The organism is Dokdonella aquatica, assembly GCF_051987395.1.
Lineage (GTDB): Bacteria > Pseudomonadota > Gammaproteobacteria > Xanthomonadales > Rhodanobacteraceae > Dokdonella.
In genome coordinates, this window is the sequence record NZ_CP197094.1 from 4,512,882 (window position 1) to 4,532,217 (window position 19,336).

Here is a 19,336-nt window from a genome sequence, read left to right on the forward strand (position 1 = left end):
CCACTCCCTAACTGGATGCTGACGGATTGGACCAGCGACGCGCGAGCGCCTCCTGGACGACCGGGTGCACGAACCCGGACACATCGCCACCGAGGCGCGCGATCTCGCGCACGAGCGACGACGAAATGAAGCTGTACTGTTCGGCCGGCGTGAGGAACAGCGTCTCGGCATCGGGAATCAGATGCCGGTTCATGCTGGCCAGCTGGAACTCGTACTCGAAATCGGAGACCGCGCGCAGTCCGCGCAGGATCACGCCTGCGCCGATCTCGTTGACGAAATTGGCGAGCAGCGTCGCGAAACCGCGCACTTCGACGTTAGGGACGCCGGCCAGCGCGCGCCGAGCGAGATCGAGGCGATCATCGAGCGAGAAGCTCGGTCCCTTGGTCTGGCTGTCGGCGATCGCGACCACGAAGCGATCGAACAGCGGCGCCGCGCGGCACACGAGGTCGATGTGGCCGTTGGTGATCGGATCGAACGTGCCGGGGTAGACCGCCACGCGTGCTCGCGACATGGAAACGGACATCGACGGAATCGGGCCTGCGCTCAACCTGAATCCTCTTAGCTTAGCGGATCGGGCGCGGCGCGACGATAGAGGCCGTGACGGACCCCGCCGGCCTGCCCCTCGCGATGGATCCGCCATGTGGCCGGCAGCGCGAGCGGCTCGGTGATCGGCGATTCGACGTACAGCCACGCACCGACGGCCAGGCAACCCGATGTCTCGAGTCCGTCCGCCGCGACGTTCCAGAGTTTCGCCTCGAACGGCGGGTCGATGAACACGAGATCGAACATGCCTTGCGCAGCGCGCAGCCAGGTCGCCGCATCGGCGTTGACGACGCGGGCGTCGCCCGCATCGAGGCGCTCGAGGTTGCCCTCGAGTCCCTGCGCGAGCGCGCGGTCGCGCTCGATGAACGTGCAATGCGCGGCGCCACGCGACAAGGCCTCGATCCCGAGTGCGCCGGTGCCGGCGAAAAGGTCGAGGCAGCGCATGCCCTGCACGACCGGCGCGAGCCAGTTGAACAGCGTCTCGCGCACGCGGTCGCCGGTAGGCCGCAGGCCGGGCGACGATGGCACGTCGAGACGGCTGCCTCGCAACCGCCCCGCGACGATGCGCAGGCGACCGGAGGTTGCGGATGGGCGCGACGAAGGCCGCTTGGGCATGCGGGACGGGAGTTCAGCGGCGGAGTGATAGCATGCCGCCGATCGACTGCCCCGTACACACCCCTGATGCTCAAGTTCTGGAAGAAGAAGGACGCGCCGGCAGCCGCCACGGCGCCCGAACCTGACGCGCCCGCCGCTCCTGCAGGCGAGGATGTCGCGCTCGTCGAGCCCGGCATGATCTCCGCCGACGTCCTCGCTCCCCAGCCGCCCGTCGTCGAGCCGATGCCTGTCCCGGAGCACCCGGCGGCTGCGGAGCCCGCGGCTCCGGCCAGGCGCAGCTGGCGCGAGCGCCTCGCCGGCAGCGGTTTCGCGCGCAGCCTCGGCAGCCTGTTCGTGCGCCACGCCAAACTCGACGACGAGTTCCTCGATACGCTCGAGACCGCACTGATCACAGCCGATGTCGGCGTCGGCGCGTCGACCGATCTCATCGCACGCCTGCGCAAGCGCGTCGACAAGCGCGAATTCGCCGATGCAGGCGCCCTGCTCGCGGCACTGCGCAGCGAACTGCTCGGCATGCTCGCCGGCGTCGAGAAACCGCTCGACGTGCGTGGTCGTGCCCCGTTCGTGCTGCTCACCGTCGGCGTCAACGGCGTCGGCAAGACCACCACGATCGGCAAGCTCGCGCACCGTTTCCAGTCCGAGGGCCGCTCGCTCATGCTCGCCGCGGGCGACACGTTCCGCGCCGCGGCGGTCGAGCAGCTGCAGACCTGGGGCGCCCGCAACAACGTGCCCGTCGTCGCGCAGGGCTCGGGCGCCGATTCGGCCAGCGTGATCTTCGATGCGCTGCAGGCTGCGCGCTCGCGCGGCACCGAGCTGCTCATCGCCGATACCGCGGGCCGCCTGCACACGCAGACCGGCCTCATGGACGAACTCTCCAAGATCCGCCGCGTGCTCGCCAAGCTCGATCCGGAAGCCCCGCACGAGGTGCTCATGGTCATCGACGGCACCACGGGCCAGAACGCGATCAGCCAGGTGCGCCAGTTCCGCGAGGCGATCGGCGTGACCGGCCTCGTCGTGACCAAGCTCGACGGCACGGCGAAGGGCGGCGTCGTCTTCGCGCTCGCGCGCGAGTTCGGCCTGCCGATCCGCTTCGTCGGCCTCGGCGAAGGGATCGAGGACCTGCGCACGTTCGACGCCCGCGCGTTCGTGGAGGGCCTTCTGCCCGCCTCGCTCGGCTGAGCCCGCCACGATGGACGCGTTCGCCACGCGCCTGCTCGGCTGGTTCGATCGCCACGGCCGGCGCAACCTGCCGTGGCAGCATCCACGCACGCCGTACCGTGTCTGGCTCAGCGAGGTCATGCTGCAGCAGACCCAGGTGCGCACGGTCATCCCGTATTTCGAACGCTTCGTCGCCGCACTGCCGTCGCTAGAAGCCCTCGCCGCCGCACCGCTCGACCAGGTGCTCGCGCTGTGGTCGGGCCTCGGCTACTACCGGCGTGCCCGCCACCTGCACGAGTGCGCAAAGCGCTGCATGGCCGAACACGGCGGCGAGCTGCCGCGCGACATCGAGGCGCTCGCGGCACTGCCGGGCATCGGTCGCTCGACCGCCGCGGCGATCCTCGCCCAGGCGCATGGCGAGCCGCATGCGATCCTCGACGGCAACGTTCGCCGCGTGCTCGCGCGGCATCGCGCGGTGCACGGCTGGACCGGCCTGCCTGCCGTGCAGCGCGAACTCTGGCGCATCGCCGAGGCGTACACGCCGGACGCGCGCGCCGCCGACTACACGCAGGCGATCATGGATCTCGGTGCGCTCGTCTGCACGCGACGCAAGCCCCTGTGCCCCGCCTGCCCGGTCCATGCGGACTGCGTCGCACACCTCGAGGCGCTCACCGACGTTCTGCCCGAAGCGAAGCCGACACGCGCCGTACCGACACGCGCGACGCACATGCTCGTCGTGCGCGACGGCGAAGGACGCGTGCTGCTAGAACGCCGACCGCCGACCGGCGTCTGGGCGCGACTCTGGAGCCTGCCCGAAGGCGATGGTGTCGTCGAAGGTACGAGCGTGCTGGCCCGCCGTCATGGCGTCACCGCGGCCTCGCCTCGCGTGCTCGCGGACTTCGTGCACGTGTTCAGCCACTACAAGCTGCTCGTGACGCCCGTGCTCTACGTTGCCACGCACGTCGACGATACGGTGGCTGATGACGGCGACACCCTGTGGGTGCGCCGCGACGACCTCGGCGCGATCGGCCTGCCCGCGCCCGTGCGCACCCTGCTCGAAACCCTGATGGAGGACGCCCCATGCGAACCGTGCACTGCGTGAAGACCGGCCGCGAAGCCGAAGGCCTGCCGTTCGCGCCCTGGCCCGGCGAACTCGGCAAGCGCATCTACGACGGCGTGTCGAAGGAGGCCTGGGCCGAGTGGCTTGCCCATCAGACCATGCTCATCAACGAGAACCGCCTCAATCCGCTCGACGCCAAGACCCGCGCCTTCCTCGCCGGCGAGATGGAGAAGTACTTCTTCGGCGAGGGTTCCGCCAAGCCCGACGGCTATACCTCGCCCGAGGTGCCCTGAAGGTCAGGACGCCTTGTCTTCGCGCCGCGCGACCTGGAACGCCTTGTAGTCGAGCGGTCGGATTTCCTGGATGCGGCAGGTGTCCGCGCCCGCCTTGACCGAATCGAAGCGCCGGCTCACGCGGTTGGCGGTCGAGGTGATGCCGATCGACTGCGCCCACTCGAGTTCGCGGCAAGGCTTGTCGACGGTGAGCAGGAAGGCATCGTTGAGGCGCGGCCAGACGATGACCTTGTCCTCGCCCACGAGCTCCCATTTCTGCAGGTTGAAGAACTGGAACTGCTCGACCGGCTGTCCGAGGAACGGCGCATAGGCCTCGAGGTTCTGCTTCTGCGTGTCGCGCGTCTGCGCATGAACGCCGTACAGGGACATGCCGGCGAGCGCGGCGAGGACGAGAACCGTGACTTTCATGACGTGACCACCTGCGGGCTGGAGCGTTGTCGATCGTCACGCGCCTCGCGCGGACGGCCTGTCGGGAAACACCTGTCGCCTCGGGACGGCGCAGCGCAGCGAAACGTCGCCGCGATACCGTCCATGCGCTTCATACCCGCTCGAGTCCACGCTCGGCGAGCAGTTCGTCGAGCTCGGCGAACGTGTCGAAATCGTCGCTGTCCTCGAACGAGAGCAGCGCCTGGTCGACGTACTGGCGTTCCACGCGGATGTCGGAAATGTACCTGACGAGTTCGAGGACACGCTTGGCCTTGTCACCGATCTGCGCCGGGCCGAACGAGTCCCAACGCCGTTGCACCTGTACCGTCGAACGCATGTCCTGATCCACTGATGTTGCGATTGATTTTGCGAAGCCCGGCGATCGTGCCCGTGGGCGCATGAACGTGGCTCGATCGCGAGCGTGTCGGGGATGTGACCGTTGTGTTCGGTTCACGCATGCCGTCCGGCACGCCTCGGGGGGAGTCGGTTCGCGCTACCATCGGCACCTCACGGGGAGAGTCAGATGATGTCGGTCGACACCGCGCACGTGCGGTCGGAACAGCCCTTGCCCGATGGGCACTACCTCGCCGTGACGCTGCTCAACCGCGGCCCTTACGGCATCATGGTGTGGAGCGGCCGCCTGCATCCCCTCGCCGCGGAGTCGACCGCCGACGAGATCTCGCCCGGCGACTACGTCCAGCGCGAAAGCGTCAGCTTCATGAGCTGGCACGACGCTATCGATTATTTCCGCGATCGCGACGTCGCTCCCCTGCTCGCCGACCTCGTCGGGCGTTCACGCCGCAACGAGTTGCCGTCGCAGGCCTGACGCACTCGGGCCGACGCCGCGTAAGGGCGAGGATTTCACGCCGGCTGCAAGACAGGCTCCAACGCGCAATCGGCGTGCCCGCATCGGCAGGTGTCACCGCCACGCGCATCCTCGTCCCGGCAATGGGTGCAGCAGTAGGCGTCATCGCCTTCGACGAGGCAGACGCACGGCGCATGGGCACAGGGATGAAGATCGGCTGACATGGGGAGTGTTCTGCACGTACCGAGCTGAACTCGCCCCGTCTTCACGGAGTCATACTCCGTCGACGGCCGGACGCGCCGTCCTCGCCGGCGCCGGAAGCGAACCTGTACACCTGCATCGTGATCCGCCCGAGGAGACGACGCGATGACGGACCACCCGATCCAGCCCGATGTCCCCACCGGCATCGACGCCGAACACGTCGGCGAGAAGCTCGCCGAAGCCGTGCACAAGCTCGATCTCGCCGGCATGAAGCTCGACATGACCTACCAGGCGCTGCAGGAAGGCGGCCACCTCGACGCCGCCCAGATCGTCAACGCCGCCCACCTCGACACGACGACCGCGTCACTCGACGTCGTGCAGTCGATCGAGGCCCTCGGCATCGGCGTGGCGCGCGGGTTCCGGCGCAGGCGCGGGGAGTTGCGGGGGGACTGAGGACGAGATCACGTCGCTCGGCGATGCAAATCCGGCGAATGCATGCGTGCGATGCATGCAGTCGGCCCGGGCCGATCCCAGCTATCGGGCGTGCTAGCATCGAAGCGTCACATGGACGTGTGGAACGCCGCGCGTTCCGGTGACGCCGTCGAGTCGGATGTCCGACTCGGACCGCCAAGGGAGTGCCGGTGGATGCAAGGCAGACTTCGGTCAGTGGAACGATTCGCCGCGATGCTGCGCAGGACACGCCGCAAGCTCGTCCCGAGCCTCATCGCCATCATGTTCGCGATGCCGGCGCACGGCAGCACCGACACCGAGTTCTGGACGGGTGCGGGGTGCCTCCGCGGCTTGTTGGGGGACGGGCTGCTCCGATGCGGAAGCGTCGACAACAGCGAGTTGCTGTTCATCGTGTCGGTCGACGCTGCGTCGAACGTGACGAAGATCGCGTCTGCCGACCCCGATGCACCTCCCGCGGTCCATGAAGCCGCCCGGTGCTTGCTGGACCGCCCGCCCGGCAACCTCAGGAAGCTCGCCGCCCGTGCCTCCGCGGAGCGCCTCGCATCGTTCGAGTACGGGCCTTTCACGGTGCACTGCGACGGAGCGGGACAGGCATCCACGCGCTGAGCACGCCCGTCCGGCGCGAGAGGCAGGAAGTCAGCCGGTATACGGCACGCGAATCGCGACGGCATGCATGAAGCGAAGGAAATGCGCGAGTACGTCGCGCACGATCGAGCCGGAGCTGAGGCTCACGTCGGCGATCGAAACGGTATACGACTGGAGGAAATGGTGGCCGGGGACGGAATCGAACCGCCGACACGGGGATTTTCAATCCCCTGCTCTACCAACTGAGCTACCCGGCCACGGGACTTTCGCAGCGGCGCTGATGGCCGTGCGGGAAGGGCGCGTATTAGAGCGATTGGCGTCGCGCGCGTCAAGCGATCGCACGCACTTCGTGAGCGATCGAGCCGCGACGTCGCGTCGCGGAGGCGCAGCGCTCCACGTGCGGGGCCGCTGCTCCTACACTACGCGCCCCGCGTCCTCGCATCGCCGCATCGCCATGTCGCCTTCGATTCCCCGCATCGCCGACGCGCTCGACCAGCAGGGCTTCGCGTTCGTCGAGGCACCGACGATGCGCGAGGCGTTATCGGGGGCAGGCGGGCTCGACGACTGGGACGTGTTCGCGGCGAGCTGGAACGACCTTCATCTCGATCGCCACATGGCCGACGGCGGACGCTACCGTCGGCGTCGCCATGCGGCGTTCCGTGCCATCGCCGGTGGCGAGACGACGCGCCAGGCACACCAGCCGCACTACCAGAGCCTCGACTACAACACGCTCAACGGCGGCATCGAGCGCTGGTTCGAGCCGGTCGAGGATGCGATCGCGCGAGGCACCGCGCTCGCGACGATCCTGCGCTGGAGCAACGCGACGTTCAGCGCGTTGTCGCCGGGTGTGACCGACTGGCACGTCGAGATGCACCAGTTCCGCATCGAGGCTTCACCGGGCCACGCCGGCCAGCCGACACCCGAGGGCATGCACCGCGACGGCGTCGACCACGTGCTCGTGCTGCTCGTGCGGCGCGAGAACATCGCCAGCGGCACGACCTCGATCCATGGTCTCGACGGCAGCGAACTCGGCAGCTTCACGCTGACGCGACCGCTGGATTCTGCGCTCGTCGAGGACCGCCGCGTGTTCCACGGCGTCACCGCGGTCGAACCGGTCGATGCATCCAGGCCGGCGTTCCGCGACGTGCTCGTGCTGACCTGGCGCGACGCACGCGAGCTCAGGCCGCGGTGAGCACCTCGAGGAACGCTTCACCGTAACGCGCGAGCTTGCTCTCGCCGACGCCGCTGATCCCGCCGAGTTCGCGCAGCGACTGCGGCCGCTCGCGCAGCATCGCGAGCAGCGTGGCGTCGTGGAAGATCACATAGGCCGGTACGCCCTGCTCCTTCGCGAGCCTTGCGCGCGCTTCGCGCAGCGCATTCCAGACCTCGGCCTCGTGTGGCGCGATGTCGATCGAGGCACGCGCCTTGCCGTTGCGGTCCGACTTGCGTGAAGCGCGTCGCTCGGCGCGGTCGGCGACGCGGCGCTGGCGCACGACCGTCTCGCCGCGCAGCACGGCGCGGCTGGCCTCGGTCAGGCGCAGCGTCGCGTAACCCTCCTCATCGGTCGCAAGCAGGCCCGCAGCGACGAGCTGGCGGAAGATGCCGCGCCACTGGCGTTCGTCGAACTCGCTGCCGATGCCGTGCACGCTGAGGCTGTCGTGGCCGAGCTGGCGCACGCGCTCGTCGTCCTCGCCGCGCAGCACCGCGGTGAGATGCCCGACGCCGTAGCGCTGGCCGGTGCGGTACACGCACGACAACGCCTTCTGCGCGGCCACCGTCGCATCCCAGGTCTGCGGCGGATCGAGGCAGTTGTCGCAGTTGCCGCAGGCCTCGGCGCGCGCCTCGCCGAAGTACGCCAGAAGGCGCTGCCGGCGGCAGGCCGTCGTCTCGGCATAACCGAGCAGCGCATCGAGCTTGGCGCGCTCGACGCGCTTGCGCTCCTCGCCGGAGTCGGATTGCGTGATGAACTGCACGAGCGTGACGAGGTCGCCGAGGCCGTAGCACATCCAGGCTTCCGAAGGCAGGCCGTCGCGTCCCGCGCGACCGGTTTCCTGGTAGTAGCCCTCGAGGCTCTTGGGCAGATCCATGTGGGCGACGAAGCGCACGTCGGGCTTGTCGATGCCCATGCCGAACGCGATCGTCGCGACCATCACGATACCGTCCTCGCGCAGGAAGCGCTGCTGGTGGTGGGCGCGCTGCGCCGATTCCATGCCGGCGTGGTACGCCAGCGCCTCGATGCCATCCTCGACCAGCGCGGCCGCGGTCTCGTCGACCTTGCGGCGTGACAGACAGTAGACGATGCCCGACTCGCCGCGATGCGCGACGAGGAAGTCGCGCAGCTGGCGGCGCGCGTTGTCCTTCTCGACCACGCGGTAACGGATGTTCGGGCGGTCGAAGCTCGCGACGAAACTGCGCGCCTCGTCGAGGCCGAGCCGCTCGACGATCTCGCGCCGCGTCGGCGCGTCGGCCGTGGCCGTCAGCGCGATGCGCGGCACGCGCGGGTAACGCTCGTGCAGCATCGTGAGCTGGCGGTACTCGGGGCGGAAATCGTGCCCCCACTGCGAGACGCAATGCGCCTCGTCGATCGCGAACAGCGCGATCTCGGTACGGTCGAGCAGATCGAGGAAGCGCTCCGTGAGCAGGCGCTCGGGCGCCACGTAGAGCAGCTTGAGATCGCCTGCGCGCAGGCGGGTCTCGACATCGCGCTGGGCGATCGCATCGAGGCTCGAATTGAGGAACGCCGCCTCGATGCCGTACTGATGGAGCGCCTCGACCTGATCCTGCATGAGCGCGATCAGCGGCGACACGACGATGGCCGTCCCGGGCCGCAGGAGCGCGGGGATCTGGTAGCACAGCGACTTGCCGCCGCCGGTCGGCATCAGCACGAGGGCGTCTCCGCCATCGGCGACGTGCCCAATGATGGCTTCCTGCTCGCCGCGAAACGCGGGATAGCCGAAGACGGTGTTGAGGATCTGCAGGGCGGATTCAGGCATCCGGCCATGCTAGCAAAGCGCGGTCATCTGCCGCCCCGCATGCGACCCCGCGCCACTCGATCCAACCGCGTTGCGCGCTGCTATGCTGCGCGCCGCCGACGGCCCGCGTCGCGGTCCCGGCCTTGGGGAAAATCACCGAATGTCCACCCGCCAGCCGCAGTCCACGCCGGACCCGCGCCGTATCGAGCCGTTCTGGTCGCGCCTTCCCGCGATCGCGATGTATCCGCTGCACTCGTCCGCACTGCTGACGATCTTCGTCCTCGCGCTGTGCCGCCTGTCGATCTACCTGCCGCTGGGCTGGCTGTGGCACCTGCTCGTGTGGATCCCGTTCTACAAGTACGCCGCCGAATGCCTGCGCGCGAGCGCGAACGGCGTGCTGACGCCTCCCGAAGTCGCAACGCGCGTCGACGATTCGAGCGGCTGGTCGATCGTGTGGCTGCAGGTCATCTACATCGTCCTCGTCGTGCTCGCCATGATCTTCCTCGGACCGGTCGCCGGACTGGTCACGCTGATCGCATTCGGCATCGGCATGCCCGCGATGACGATGTCGGTCGCGATGGACGGCAGCCTCGGTCACGCGCTCAACCCGGCGACTTGGCTCTCGGTGATCGCACGCATCGGCGTGCCTTACCTGATCCTGATCGGGCTCACCTTCCTGTTCAATGCGAGTGAATCGAGGGTGATGGCGCTGCTGCTGCCCCTGTTGCCGGGACCGGTCGCGGTCGTCGCGTACTACGCCATCGCGCAATACGTCGCGCTCGTGACGTTCCATCTCATGGGCTACATGATCTGGCAGTACCAGAGCGAACTCGGCTTCGAGCCGCAGATCGAGAACGTGGCACCGCTTGCCGCGCGCCGCGACGATCCCGACGGCGAGCTGCTCGAGCAGAGCCAGGCGCTGGTCCGCGAGGGCGAGATCGACGCCGCCATCGCATTGCTGCGCGAACACATCCGCAGCCGCGGCGGCACGCCGTCGGTGCATACGCAGTACCGCAAGCTGCTGGCCCTAGGCGACCATCGCGAGGAATCGCTGCGCCACGGCCGCGAGTGGCTCGACATCCTCATCGGCCAGGATGACAACCGGCGTGCGCTCGCACTGCTGCGTGAATGCGTCGCGCTCGATCCCGCCTTCAAGCCGCCGGCGGACACGGTGCTGCGCCTCGCCACGCTCGCGTCGGAGGCGAGCCAGACCCAGCTCGCGCTGGGCTTGCTGTCGGGCTTCCACCGCACCAACCCCAAGCACAAGGACCTGCCGGCGAACTACCTGCTCGCCGCGCGCCTGCTCGCCGAGCGCATGGGGCGCGACGCCGAGGCGCGCAAGCTGCTCGACCACCTGCTCGGTGCGTTCCCGCAGCATGCGCTTCGCGAGGACATCGCACGCTACCGCGCCTTCCTCGAGACGTTGGCCACGCCGGTGCCTGCACGCGCGCCGAACGGCTGACGGATCAGCCGGACACGCGCGCGGTGTCTCCAAGCAGCACGCGCGCCTTGCCGGCCTCCGGCGTAGACGGCAAGGCGCGCACGATGGCTTCGAGCAGCGGGCGTGCCACGGCGGTTTCCCCGCTCGCGATCGCGCGTTGCGCGACCGCCAGGCAATCGCCAGCGAGGCTCGCGGCGGCCGGTTCGGCGAGGTCGATCGTCGCGAGCACGCGCAGTGCCGGTGCGAACTGGCCGAGGCGTGCCCACTGGCGCGCCGCCGACACGCGCAGCGCGGCCGGCAGGCGTACCGCTCCCGGTGCGATGCGCGACACATCGTCGAACACGCGACGCTGGCTCGCGACATCGTCGGCATCCCTCGGCACGATGCCGAGCACCGCCGTGGCGGCTTCGACGAGACGAGGCTGTCCCTTCTCGCAACGCGCACAGCGGTAGAGCGCTTCGAGCACGTCGAGGTCGGCCGGGTTGCGCGCCGCGAGCGGCTCTAGCAGCTTGCGCGCCGCGGGAATCTCGAGGCGGCCGACGTGATCGAGCGCACGCTCGAGATCGTCGCGCGCCTGCACGGCCGCATCGGCGCGTTCCTCCTCGTCGAGGAAATCGCGCCGTTGCCAGCCGAGGGCGACCACGGCCAGGCCGAGAAGCGCGCCCGACACGATGCCGCCGGCATGCGCTTCGAATCCGATGCCGGCACCCTTCGTGAACGCGAGGTTGTAGAGCTCCCAGCCGAGCCATGCCGGAAGCAACACCAGCGCGGGCGCCTTGACGTAGTTGAAGATGAAGAAGAACCACCAGAAGAAGCGCACGCGACGCATGCCCCACAGCACGCAGTAGGCCCCCATCAACGCCGCGATCGCACCCGAGGCGCCGAGCGCGCCGCCGGGCTCGCCCCAGTTCCAGGCGAGCGACGCGAGCGAGGCACCGAAGCCTCCGAGCGTGTACAGCGCGAAGAACAGGCCGGCACCGAGCGCACCTTCCACGAGCAACCCGAGCATGACGAGGAACACGAGGTTGCCGACGAGGTGACCGAAACCGCCGTGGAGATAGGTCGCGGAGATCATCCTGACCGGATCGAAGCGATCGAAGCGCTGCAGCCAACGCTCGGTGAACACGGCGTTCCAGGCCCGCGTGAACACGTCGCGCCGCACGCGCCAGTCCGCCATGTCCTCGGCTCGCGGCACGACGGTGCCTGCATCCAGCGCCGACGTGAAGCGATCGTCGTGGTTGAGGACGAGGGCGGCGTGCTTCGGGTTCGCCGACGCGACGCCCCCGAATTCCCTCGCGCGTTCGTTGTCGCCTTTCGCCGCAAGCCATTCCGCGTACGCCGGGAACTCCAGAGCCCCGAGGCCTGAAGCGACGTAGACCTCGATGGCGCGTTCGCGCGCACGCTCCCCGCCGAGCTGCCATCCCGTGAAGACGAACACGTTCACGAGCACGAGGGCGAGCGTCACCCACGGGAACGTGGCCCGTGTGGGCAGGCGGTGGAGCGGCAGGATCAGCATGTGCGTGGGGTCCCCGGTTCGGTGCGCATCATAGCCTCGTGGCAGTGACCGGAGATGCGTGGTGCCGGAACGCGCACCGATGATCCGACCATCGCTTCCAGCGTCCCGGCATGCGTACCGACGTGTCACTCCACCGGTCGTGGCAGAGCCACGCGACGCGGATCCCTGCGCGTGCCGCGACACGGCCGGTCTCGCGACGCCCGAACGTCACCCGCCCCGGAACGGACCGGCATGTGCTCATGCCGGCATGGCGCACCGGCATGCGCCATCCCGACGCCTATACTGGCGGCCCCGCATCCGGAACGCCTGCATGATCCGTCGCCTGCTCCTGTCCTGCCTCGTCCTCGCCAGCGCAGCTGCGCACGCGGCGGACGACTACACCGCATCCGTCGAGGCCTGGCGCGCCGATCGCTACGCCTCGCTGCGTCAGCCCGAAGGCTGGTTCAGCTTCATCGGTTCGGGCATCGTCAACGCGGGCACGAGTACGGTCGGCAGCGCCGAGGACAACGCGATCGTGCTGCCGTCGGGCCCCAAGCACGTCGGCACGCTGACGCTCGGCGCGGACGGCGTGCCGCGCTTCCGCGTGCTGGCCGAAAGCGGTGCGCGCGTCGAAGGTACCGACAGCGAAGGCGAGCAGATCCTCAAGACCAATCTCGACGGTAAGCCGACGCGCGTCACGTTCGGCAGCCGCTGGTTCTACGTGGTCAAGTCCGGCGACACGACGGGCTGGCGCCTTCGCGACACCGAGTCACCCGCGCGCAAGGCGTTCACGCACATCGAACACTTCCCGGTCGACGCGACGTGGCGCGTGCAGGCCGACTGGGTGCCGTTCGACCCGCCGCGTGCGATCGAGCTCGTCACGATCATCAACACGCTCGAGAAGGCGACCGTGCCCGGCAAGGCCGTGTTCGAACGCGACGGCAAGCGCTACGAGCTCGAGCCCGTGACCGAGGACGACGGCCGCCTGTTCTTCATCATCGCCGACCGCACCAGCGGCAAGGAAACCTACGGCGCCGCGCGCTTCCTCTACGCCGACGCCCCGAAGGACGGCAAGGTCGAACTCGATTTCAACAAGGCCTACAACCCGCCGTGCGCATTGTCGCCGCACGTGGTCTGCCCGACCGCCCCGCCGGGCAACCGCCTCGCCGTGCGCGTCGAGGCCGGCGAGAAGACGTACGCGAAGGCGCATTGAGCGGTTACGGGTAAGCCGTCCGTGTCGACACGATCGTCACGTGCCTCGTGCGGGAAGCGGCTCAGCCGCAACATCGCCGCAGGAACACCGCGGAATCCGCTGTGCGGGTTCCGCCCTGCCGGAGAAGCGCGTCACGTGTAGGGCGTCACGCGTAGGGCGGAGCCGCCGCAGGCGATTCCGCCGTGGCGGGTGTCGTCGCCACATGCTTGCGGACGCTGCCTTTGCCGCGCTGGAGGCTGCTGCCGCGCACCACTGCGCATGACGGCGGAATCCGCTGCGCGGGTTCCGCCCTACCGGAGAAGCGCGTCACCTGTAGGGCGTCACGCGTAGGGCGGAACCGCCGCAGGCGATTCCGCCGTGGCGGGTGTCGTCGCCGCATGCTTGCGGACGCTGCCTTTCCTGCGGTGGAGGCGGCTGCCACGCACCACTGCGCATGTCGGCGGAATCCGCTGCGCGGGTTCCGCCCTACCTGAGAAACGCGTCACGTGCACGGCGGAACCGCTGCAGACGATTCCGCCGTGTCCCGTGCTGCCGCATCACGAGCGAGCTTCCCGGTCATGCGTCGACGTCGATGGCCGAATCCGCGCTACCGTTGCGGCGTTCGGGCGCTCACTCCGGGGCGCGCAGCACGTCGATGCGCGTGACCTGACGCGCGCAGCGGCCCGGGCGCTTCTCGACCGGCGCGACGAGGCGGAACGGACCTTCGGTCGCGTCGAGCGGCTTGCCGTCCTTCGTGTCGACGAGCAGCACGCCGTCGTCGCGGAACTTCGGATCGAGCTCGGCGAGCGCGTAGACGACGCGGTAGCCGTCAGCCGCGCTCACGCGCACGTACAGCGCGAGGTTCTTCCCGCGCAGCGTCTCGCCGACCGGCGCACCGGCCGCACGCAGCACCTCCACGAGCGGCACGCCGCCGTACTCGCCTTCGACGCCGTGCGCGCTGGCCTTGACCGTCTTGCGCGGCATCGTCGCGAGTTTCGCGGCGTCGAGCACGAGCGGCGTGGCGACCTCGCCGCCGATCGCGACCGTGGTCGAGGTGTTCGCGACGGGCTCCGCGTGCTTGTGCGGTTCGGCGGCGAACGCTGCATGGGACATGCACAACGCGAGGCCGAACAGCCAGCCGGCACGGCGCAGGGACATCGGCATCGCGCGGTCGATCGAACGGGGCATCGGAACCTCCTGCATCAGTAGCGGTAGTCGACCTGGAACGTCCACGTGCGGCCCGGCTCGGGATAGCCTTCCTCGTAGAAGAAGCGCTTGTCGCTCAGGTTGCGCACGCCGGCCGAGGCGGCGATGGCGTCGGTCGCCTGCCAGCGCACGCGTGCATCGTAGACCGTGAAGCCCGGCGCGACGCGCGTGCCGTTGGTCGCGCTGTTGCGGCGGCTTTCCGAGGTGGCGCTGGCGAGCGCGGTCCAGCGCGGCGCGAAATCGTAGCCGACGCTCGCGAACAGTTTCTCGCGCGGCGTGTCGGTCGGCAGGATCTCGGGACGCGTGCGGTTCTCGCGATGCAGGTAGGTGTAGTTCGCCGACACGCGCAAGGCGTCGGTGATCGCGTAGTCCATCGACAGCTCCACGCCTTCATTGCGCTGCTCGCCGATGTTGCGCAGCTGCGAGCACGGCGGCGCGGTGCACGCGGTCGGCGCGAGCGTGACGCTGTCGATCGCGTCGGTGAGGCGGCTGTGGAACAGCGCGACGCGGTAACCGAACGACGCCAGCGTCGCCTCGTAGCCGAGTTCGACGTGGGTGCCGCGCTCGGCGGCCAGGTCGGGGTTCGGCAGCGCCGAGCCCATGCGGTAGGAGTAGCGGTCCTTGAGCGTCGGGAAGCGCGTCTTGCGGCTGACACCGCCGAACACGCGCGCGTCGTCGCCGAGTGCGTAGCCGACCGCGACCTGCGCGTTGACCGCGTCGTTGGTCTCGAGGTCGAACGGCACGATCGCGCCGGCGACGAGGTTGTCGGCCTGGCGACCTTCGAGCTCGTTCCACGACACGCCCGGCGTGATCGTCCAGGCCGCGGAAGGCTTCCACTCGTGCTCGAGGCCGACCGATGTCGTACGGTCGATGAAATGCTGCTGCGGCGAGCCGATCGCGGCGATCTCGCGGTGCACGTCGCGCTTGCCGTGCACGGCGAGGCGCGTGACCTGGGCATCCGACCAGCGCTGCTCGAACTCGGCGCTGAGGCCGGTCGTGAAGTCGTCGTAGAGGCTCGAGAACGCGTACGGCCGCGTCTGCGTCGTGTAGGTCGCGTTGTCGTAGGAATCGAGCTGGTTGTAGAAGCTGTCGTGGTAGGCACGCAGGCGCAGCGTCGCGCTGTCGCCGATCGCCGTGCGCGAGATCAGGTACAGGCTTTCCTTGTCCCAGTCGGGCCAGCGCCAGAAACGCGCATTGACGCCCGCGGCGCGGCCGGCGTACGGCGGATCCTGCTTCTCGCCGTCCTGGCGGTAGTAACTGAGTACGTATTCGTCGGTCGCGTTCGGCGTCCAGCCGAGCTTGGCCGTGAACAGGCGGTCGTTGCTGGCCGAATTCTCGCGACGCCCACCGTCCTCGTTCGCGGTCGGCGAGAAGCGCGACGGCAGGCGGAAGAAATCGGCATCGGCGTACGACGCAGTGACCTGCGCGTACCACGCCTCCTGACGGGTCGCCATGCGCGCACCGGCGCGCCGACCCTGCGTGTCGCCTTCGCGGTCGAGATCGAAGCCGGCATAGGCCGAGGCCTCGAACGGCGCGGTCGGACGGCGGCTCACGAGGTTGACGCTGCCGCCGAGTGCGTTCGGACCGTACAGCACCGAGGTCAGGCCCTTCGTGACGAGGATCTGCGACAGCGAATCGACGCCGAAGCGCGCGAGGTCGATGTTGCCGTCGTACGGCACGTAGACCGGGATGCCGTCGATGTAGATCGGCACCTGGCGGCTGTTGAAGCCGCGGATCCAGACCATGCGCTCGCGACGCTGGCCGATGTTCTGCAAGGTGAGGCCCGGCAGCAGGTTGAGCGCCTCGGACACGTCGCGACGGTCGTGCTGGCGCATCGTCTCGAGGTCGATGCGTTCGACGCCCGGCGCAGGCTTCGCGGGCGCCTCGGCGATCACTTCGACGACGCCGAGCGGGAACACCTCGTCGTCCTTCGCCGCCTGCGCGAAGGCGAACGAGATCGAAAGCGGCAGCAGGCACAGCGCGGGCAGGAATCGGGGCATGGCGGGGTCCGTCGCAGGGATTCGTTGTATCCGATCGACTATAGCGAACGGCGATGCGCCGCGTCACCGGGACACGCTTGTCGGCCGATCCACGCTGTCGATGAAACACGCTACCCGTCGCCGCGCGCTCGCCGCGCCTGACCGCTATGTCCTCATGACCACAACGCTGGCGACCTGCAACACGATCTCCGCATAATGCGGCGCATGGTCCCAGCCCTACCCGTCCGGACGCAGCGCAGCGCACAACGCCGCGATGTCGGCGTGCGCGGCACGCTCGCAGCGGCGCTGCAGCGCGCGAAAGCGCGCGAGCACGGCCGTGCCGGTCGCGGTCAGCTGCGCGCCACCGCCACCGCTGCCTCCGGTACTGGCCTCGACGACGGGTTCGGCGAAACACGCGTTCATCTCGTCGACGAGCTGCCAGGCGCGCTTGTAGCTCATCTTCATGCGCCGTCCCGCCGCCGAGATCGATCCGCTGTCGCGGATGCCTTCGAGCAGGTCCGCCTTGCCGGGCCCCATCGCGACACGCGCACCGTGCATGATGCGGATGCGCAGTTCGCCGCTCGCATGCGACCGGGGCATGGCGTCACTTCCTTCGTTTCGACCTCGCGATCATAACGGGACGCCCCATGTCGACCACCGCCTCCGCCTCCTCGCTGCGCCGGTTCGCGCGCCGCACCCTGCTCGCCGCCACGTTCGCGGTGTCGCTGCTCGCGGCACCGGTGCACGCCGCCGAGGTGCTCGTGTTCGCCGCGGCCAGCCTCAAGCCCGCGCTCGACGCGATCCTGGCCAAGCCCGACGCGAAGGCGATCGGCACGATCAAGGTCAGCTACGCGGCCTCGTCGCAGCTCGCGCGGCAGATCGAGCACGGCGCGCCGGCGGCCGTGTTCATCTCGGCCGACCTCGACTGGATGGATCACGTCGAGAAGCTCGGCAAGCTCGAGGTCGGCACGCGCGCCAACCTGCTCGGCAACGCGCTCGTGCTGGTCGCGCCCAAGGACAGCGACGCCAGGGTCGACCTCGCCAGCGGCGGTTCGGTCGGCGACGCACTTGGACCCTCCGGCCGCCTCGCGGTAGGCGAACCCAACAGTGTGCCGGCCGGCAAGTACGCCAAGGCCGCGCTGACCTCGCTCGGCCAGTGGGATGCGCTCGCCGCACGCGCGGTGTCGGCCGACAACGTGCGTTCGGCACTCAACTTCGTCGCACGCAAGGAAGCCGCGCTCGGCATCGTCTATCGCACCGACGCGCTGTCGGAGCCCGCCGTGCGCATCGTCGACACGTTCCCGGCGGCGACGCACGCGCCGATCGTCTACCCGATCGGCCTGCTCGCGCCGGCCGGCGACGAGGCGCGCAAGCTGCACGCGCTGCTGCTGTCGCCTGGCGTGCAGGCCGAGTTCGTCGCGGCCGGGTTCGATCCGCGTCCGCGATGACGCCGCTCTCACCCGACGAATGGCAGGCGCTGTCGCTGAGCCTGCGCGTCGCGCTGCTCAGCATCGCGGCCTCGCTGCCGTTCGCGCTCGGGCTGGCCTGGCTGCTGTCGCGCACGCGCTTCCCGGGGCGCTTTCTCGTCGAGGCGCTGCTGTTCCTGCCGCTGACGCTGCCGCCCGTGGTGACAGGCTACGCCCTGCTCGTCGTGTTCGGCACGCAGGGCTGGGCCGGCGCATGGCTCGCCGAGCACGGCATCGTGTTCGCGTTCCGCTGGACCGGCGCCGTGCTCGCCGCGGCGGTGATGGGGTTTCCGCTGCTCGTGCTGTCGATCCGCGTCGCGTTCGACAACGTCGACCGCCGCCTCGAGCAGGCCGCCGAGACGCTCGGCGCCGGCGCATGGCGACGCTTCGCGACCGTGGTCGTACCGCTGGCCTCGCGCGGCATCATTGCCGGCTGCGTGCTCGCGTTCGCGCGTGCCTTCGGCGAATTCGGCGCGACGATCAGCTTCGTCTCGAACATCCCGGGCGAGACGCGCACGCTGCCGATCGCGATCTACGAACTCATGACCACACCCGGCGGCGAGCCGGGCGTGCAGCGCCTGACGCTGGTGTCGCTGGCCGTCGCGTTCGCCGCGACGCTCGTCGCCGCCGTGCTCGGCGGCGCGGCCTGGGGACGTCGCCGCGATGATTGAGCTGGCCGTACGCCACGCCTACCGCGACCTCGCGATCGACATCGCGTTCTCGTCGTCGTCGCGCGCGCTCGCGCTGTTCGGCGATTCGGGCGCCGGCAAGACCAGCGTGCTGCACGCGATCGCGGGCCTCGTGCGTCCCGACGCGGGCCGCATCGTGCTCGACGAGCGCGTGCTGTTCGATCGCGCCGCGGGCATCGACATCAAGGCCACGCGCCGCGGCGTCGGCTACGTGTTCCAGGACGGACGCCTGTTCCCGCACCTCGACGTCACCGCGAACCTGCTCTACGGCGCAAGGCGCGCGCAGCGCGGTGAACCGTTCCGGCGCCTCATCGACCTGCTCGACCTCGGTGCGCTGCTCGACCGCCGCCCCGACACGCTGTCCGGCGGCGAGCGCCAGCGCGTCGCGATCGGCCGTGCGCTGCTGCGCGCGCCGCGCATCCTGCTGCTCGACGAGCCGCTGACCGGCCTGCACCGCGAGGCGCGGACCCAGGTGCTCGAACACCTGCGCAGGCTCAAGAAGGAATTGCCGGTGGCGACCCTGCTCGTGAGCCACCATGCCGACGAAGTGACCGCGCTCGCCGACGAAGTCGTGCTGCTGCGTGCAGGCGGTGTCGCGGGCCACGTCGATGTCGCCGCGTTCGCCGCAATGCAGCACGTCGCGACGCCGACCTACCTCGTCTGACCAACCGCTCCGGGACGCTTTGCGGACCCTCCCGAACCCGCTACGCTAGGGCCGTTCGAACGATCGTTTGAGGGG

20 protein-coding genes, 1 tRNA gene and 1 pseudogene are annotated in these 19,336 nt (G+C 69.3%); 12 read left to right on the plus strand and 10 right to left on the minus strand.

Going from position 1 to position 19,336, the window contains the following annotated elements; translation table 11 throughout:
• Positions 1-7: 7 nt before the first annotated feature.
• Both coaD and rsmD read right to left on the minus strand, forming a co-directional pair.
• Positions 8-511, minus strand: coding sequence for a pantetheine-phosphate adenylyltransferase (coaD, locus tag ACQQ2N_RS20105; RefSeq protein ID WP_440225811.1), 504 nt, complete (start codon positions 509-511; stop codon positions 8-10).
• A 47-nt stretch (positions 512-558) separates the two neighbouring features.
• Complete coding sequence (rsmD, locus tag ACQQ2N_RS20110) at positions 559-1,158, minus strand: 16S rRNA (guanine(966)-N(2))-methyltransferase RsmD (protein WP_440223356.1); 600 nt, start codon at positions 1,156-1,158, stop codon at positions 559-561.
• 66 nt (positions 1,159-1,224) lie between these two features.
• On the opposite strand from rsmD, the gene ftsY reads away from it, so the two are divergent.
• From ftsY to ACQQ2N_RS20125, 3 genes are read left to right on the plus strand one after another with little or no spacing between them, the layout of a single operon-like run.
• Positions 1,225-2,337, plus strand: coding sequence for a signal recognition particle-docking protein FtsY (gene ftsY / locus ACQQ2N_RS20115; RefSeq protein ID WP_440223357.1), 1,113 nt, complete (start codon positions 1,225-1,227; stop codon positions 2,335-2,337).
• A gap of 10 nt (positions 2,338-2,347) precedes the next feature.
• A complete protein-coding gene (mutY, locus tag ACQQ2N_RS20120) occupies positions 2,348-3,418 on the plus strand; it encodes an A/G-specific adenine glycosylase (RefSeq protein WP_440223359.1) in 1,071 nt (356 codons plus the stop codon).
• Positions 3,397-3,669 (plus strand): oxidative damage protection protein, encoded by a 273-nt coding sequence (locus ACQQ2N_RS20125; protein WP_440223360.1) that lies wholly within the window; start codon positions 3,397-3,399, stop codon positions 3,667-3,669. Before mutY ends, ACQQ2N_RS20125 begins: the two co-directional genes overlap by 22 nt.
• Positions 3,670-3,672: 3 nt before the next feature.
• Here the strand turns inward: ACQQ2N_RS20125 and ACQQ2N_RS20130 are convergent, their stop codons facing one another.
• Together ACQQ2N_RS20130 and ACQQ2N_RS20135 are read right to left on the minus strand one after the other, a co-directional pair.
• Positions 3,673-4,077: a DUF6491 family protein gene (locus ACQQ2N_RS20130; RefSeq protein ID WP_440223361.1), complete on the minus strand. Its 405-nt coding sequence runs from the start codon at positions 4,075-4,077 to the stop codon at positions 3,673-3,675.
• A gap of 130 nt (positions 4,078-4,207) precedes the next feature.
• Positions 4,208-4,432, minus strand: a complete 225-nt coding sequence (locus ACQQ2N_RS20135; RefSeq protein ID WP_440223362.1) for a hypothetical protein — start codon at positions 4,430-4,432, stop codon at positions 4,208-4,210.
• 186 nt (positions 4,433-4,618) lie between these two features.
• Here ACQQ2N_RS20135 and ACQQ2N_RS20140 point away from each other — a divergent pair, with 186 nt between their 5' ends.
• From ACQQ2N_RS20140 to ACQQ2N_RS20150, 3 genes are all read left to right on the plus strand, one after another.
• Positions 4,619-4,921, plus strand: a complete 303-nt coding sequence (locus ACQQ2N_RS20140) for a hypothetical protein (protein ID WP_440223363.1) — start codon at positions 4,619-4,621, stop codon at positions 4,919-4,921.
• A gap of 345 nt (positions 4,922-5,266) precedes the next feature.
• Positions 5,267-5,554, plus strand: a complete 288-nt coding sequence (locus ACQQ2N_RS20145; RefSeq protein ID WP_440223364.1) for a hypothetical protein — start codon at positions 5,267-5,269, stop codon at positions 5,552-5,554.
• 231 nt (positions 5,555-5,785) lie between these two features.
• Positions 5,786-6,178 (plus strand): hypothetical protein, encoded by a 393-nt coding sequence (locus tag ACQQ2N_RS20150; RefSeq protein ID WP_440223365.1) that lies wholly within the window; start codon positions 5,786-5,788, stop codon positions 6,176-6,178.
• 160 nt (positions 6,179-6,338) lie between these two features.
• Here the strand turns inward: ACQQ2N_RS20150 and ACQQ2N_RS20155 are convergent.
• Positions 6,339-6,414, minus strand: a tRNA-Phe gene (locus ACQQ2N_RS20155).
• Positions 6,415-6,611: 197 nt separating this feature from the next.
• Between ACQQ2N_RS20155 and ACQQ2N_RS20160 the strand changes: the two genes are divergently transcribed.
• Positions 6,612-7,349 carry a 2OG-Fe dioxygenase family protein gene (locus tag ACQQ2N_RS20160; RefSeq protein ID WP_440223366.1) on the plus strand — a complete coding sequence of 246 codons (738 nt, stop codon included), beginning with the start codon at positions 6,612-6,614 and terminating at the stop codon, positions 7,347-7,349.
• Here the strand turns inward: ACQQ2N_RS20160 and recQ are convergent.
• Positions 7,336-9,150 (minus strand): DNA helicase RecQ, encoded by a 1,815-nt coding sequence (recQ, locus tag ACQQ2N_RS20165; RefSeq protein WP_440223368.1) that lies wholly within the window; start codon positions 9,148-9,150, stop codon positions 7,336-7,338. The two genes, ACQQ2N_RS20160 and recQ, sit on opposite strands and share 14 nt — an antisense overlap.
• Positions 9,151-9,289: 139 nt before the next feature.
• Here recQ and ACQQ2N_RS20170 point away from each other — a divergent pair, with 139 nt between their 5' ends.
• Positions 9,290-10,591, plus strand: a complete 1,302-nt coding sequence (locus ACQQ2N_RS20170) for a hypothetical protein (RefSeq protein WP_440223369.1) — start codon at positions 9,290-9,292, stop codon at positions 10,589-10,591.
• A gap of 4 nt (positions 10,592-10,595) precedes the next feature.
• On the opposite strand, the gene ACQQ2N_RS20175 is transcribed toward ACQQ2N_RS20170, so the two are convergent.
• Complete coding sequence (locus ACQQ2N_RS20175; protein WP_440223370.1) at positions 10,596-12,086, minus strand: rhomboid family intramembrane serine protease; 1,491 nt, start codon at positions 12,084-12,086, stop codon at positions 10,596-10,598.
• Positions 12,087-12,396: 310 nt separating this feature from the next.
• On the opposite strand from ACQQ2N_RS20175, the gene ACQQ2N_RS20180 reads away from it, so the two are divergent.
• Positions 12,397-13,278 (plus strand): DUF1684 domain-containing protein, encoded by an 882-nt coding sequence (locus ACQQ2N_RS20180; RefSeq protein ID WP_440223371.1) that lies wholly within the window; start codon positions 12,397-12,399, stop codon positions 13,276-13,278.
• Positions 13,279-13,887: 609 nt separating this feature from the next.
• On the opposite strand, the gene ACQQ2N_RS20185 is transcribed toward ACQQ2N_RS20180, so the two are convergent.
• The 3 genes from ACQQ2N_RS20185 to ACQQ2N_RS20195 form a co-directional block, all read right to left on the minus strand.
• Positions 13,888-14,445: a molybdopterin-dependent oxidoreductase gene (locus ACQQ2N_RS20185; RefSeq protein WP_440223373.1), complete on the minus strand. Its 558-nt coding sequence runs from the start codon at positions 14,443-14,445 to the stop codon at positions 13,888-13,890.
• A 14-nt stretch (positions 14,446-14,459) separates the two neighbouring features.
• Complete coding sequence (locus ACQQ2N_RS20190; protein ID WP_440223374.1) at positions 14,460-16,463, minus strand: TonB-dependent receptor plug domain-containing protein; 2,004 nt, start codon at positions 16,461-16,463, stop codon at positions 14,460-14,462.
• Between the two features lie 216 nt (positions 16,464-16,679).
• Entirely contained in the window at positions 16,680-17,042 is a 363-nt protein-coding gene (locus tag ACQQ2N_RS20195; RefSeq protein WP_440223375.1) for a winged helix-turn-helix domain-containing protein, read from the minus strand.
• Between the two features lie 47 nt (positions 17,043-17,089).
• Here ACQQ2N_RS20195 and modA point away from each other — a divergent pair, with 47 nt between their 5' ends.
• From modA to ACQQ2N_RS20210, 3 genes and pseudogenes are all read left to right on the plus strand, one after another.
• Complete coding sequence (gene modA, locus ACQQ2N_RS20200) at positions 17,090-17,890, plus strand: molybdate ABC transporter substrate-binding protein (protein ID WP_440223376.1); 801 nt, start codon at positions 17,090-17,092, stop codon at positions 17,888-17,890.
• Positions 17,887-18,579 (plus strand): molybdate ABC transporter permease subunit, encoded by a 693-nt coding sequence (gene modB / locus ACQQ2N_RS20205; protein WP_440223377.1) that lies wholly within the window; start codon positions 17,887-17,889, stop codon positions 18,577-18,579. The genes modA and modB overlap by 4 nt, the downstream gene beginning before the upstream one ends.
• Positions 18,572-19,177, plus strand: a pseudogene (locus ACQQ2N_RS20210) (ATP-binding cassette domain-containing protein); the annotation flags it as partial. The gene modB and the pseudogene ACQQ2N_RS20210, both read left to right, overlap by 8 nt.
• Positions 19,178-19,336 lie beyond the last annotated feature (159 nt).

Excerpts from the sequence above, each read along its gene's own strand:
- coaD (WP_440225811.1), bottom strand. The coding sequence starts at position 511 with ATGTCGCGAGCACGCGTGGCGGTCTACCCCGGCACGTTCGATCCGATC.
- rsmD (WP_440223356.1), bottom strand. The coding sequence starts at position 1,158 with ATGCCCAAGCGGCCTTCGTCGCGCCCATCCGCAACCTCCGGTCGCCTG.
- ftsY (WP_440223357.1), top strand. The coding sequence starts at position 1,225 with ATGCTCAAGTTCTGGAAGAAGAAGGACGCGCCGGCAGCCGCCACGGCG.
- mutY (WP_440223359.1), top strand. The coding sequence starts at position 2,348 with ATGGACGCGTTCGCCACGCGCCTGCTCGGCTGGTTCGATCGCCACGGC.
- ACQQ2N_RS20125 (WP_440223360.1), top strand. The coding sequence starts at position 3,397 with ATGCGAACCGTGCACTGCGTGAAGACCGGCCGCGAAGCCGAAGGCCTG.
- ACQQ2N_RS20130 (WP_440223361.1), bottom strand. The coding sequence starts at position 4,077 with ATGAAAGTCACGGTTCTCGTCCTCGCCGCGCTCGCCGGCATGTCCCTG.
- ACQQ2N_RS20135 (WP_440223362.1), bottom strand. The coding sequence starts at position 4,432 with ATGCGTTCGACGGTACAGGTGCAACGGCGTTGGGACTCGTTCGGCCCG.
- ACQQ2N_RS20140 (WP_440223363.1), top strand. The coding sequence starts at position 4,619 with ATGATGTCGGTCGACACCGCGCACGTGCGGTCGGAACAGCCCTTGCCC.
- ACQQ2N_RS20145 (WP_440223364.1), top strand. The coding sequence starts at position 5,267 with ATGACGGACCACCCGATCCAGCCCGATGTCCCCACCGGCATCGACGCC.
- ACQQ2N_RS20150 (WP_440223365.1), top strand. The coding sequence starts at position 5,786 with ATGCTGCGCAGGACACGCCGCAAGCTCGTCCCGAGCCTCATCGCCATC.
- ACQQ2N_RS20160 (WP_440223366.1), top strand. The coding sequence starts at position 6,612 with ATGTCGCCTTCGATTCCCCGCATCGCCGACGCGCTCGACCAGCAGGGC.
- recQ (WP_440223368.1), bottom strand. The coding sequence starts at position 9,150 with ATGCCTGAATCCGCCCTGCAGATCCTCAACACCGTCTTCGGCTATCCC.
- ACQQ2N_RS20170 (WP_440223369.1), top strand. The coding sequence starts at position 9,290 with ATGTCCACCCGCCAGCCGCAGTCCACGCCGGACCCGCGCCGTATCGAG.
- ACQQ2N_RS20175 (WP_440223370.1), bottom strand. The coding sequence starts at position 12,086 with ATGCTGATCCTGCCGCTCCACCGCCTGCCCACACGGGCCACGTTCCCG.
- ACQQ2N_RS20180 (WP_440223371.1), top strand. The coding sequence starts at position 12,397 with ATGATCCGTCGCCTGCTCCTGTCCTGCCTCGTCCTCGCCAGCGCAGCT.
- ACQQ2N_RS20185 (WP_440223373.1), bottom strand. The coding sequence starts at position 14,445 with ATGCCCCGTTCGATCGACCGCGCGATGCCGATGTCCCTGCGCCGTGCC.
- ACQQ2N_RS20190 (WP_440223374.1), bottom strand. The coding sequence starts at position 16,463 with ATGCCCCGATTCCTGCCCGCGCTGTGCCTGCTGCCGCTTTCGATCTCG.
- ACQQ2N_RS20195 (WP_440223375.1), bottom strand. The coding sequence starts at position 17,042 with ATGCCCCGGTCGCATGCGAGCGGCGAACTGCGCATCCGCATCATGCAC.
- modA (WP_440223376.1), top strand. The coding sequence starts at position 17,090 with ATGTCGACCACCGCCTCCGCCTCCTCGCTGCGCCGGTTCGCGCGCCGC.
- modB (WP_440223377.1), top strand. The coding sequence starts at position 17,887 with ATGACGCCGCTCTCACCCGACGAATGGCAGGCGCTGTCGCTGAGCCTG.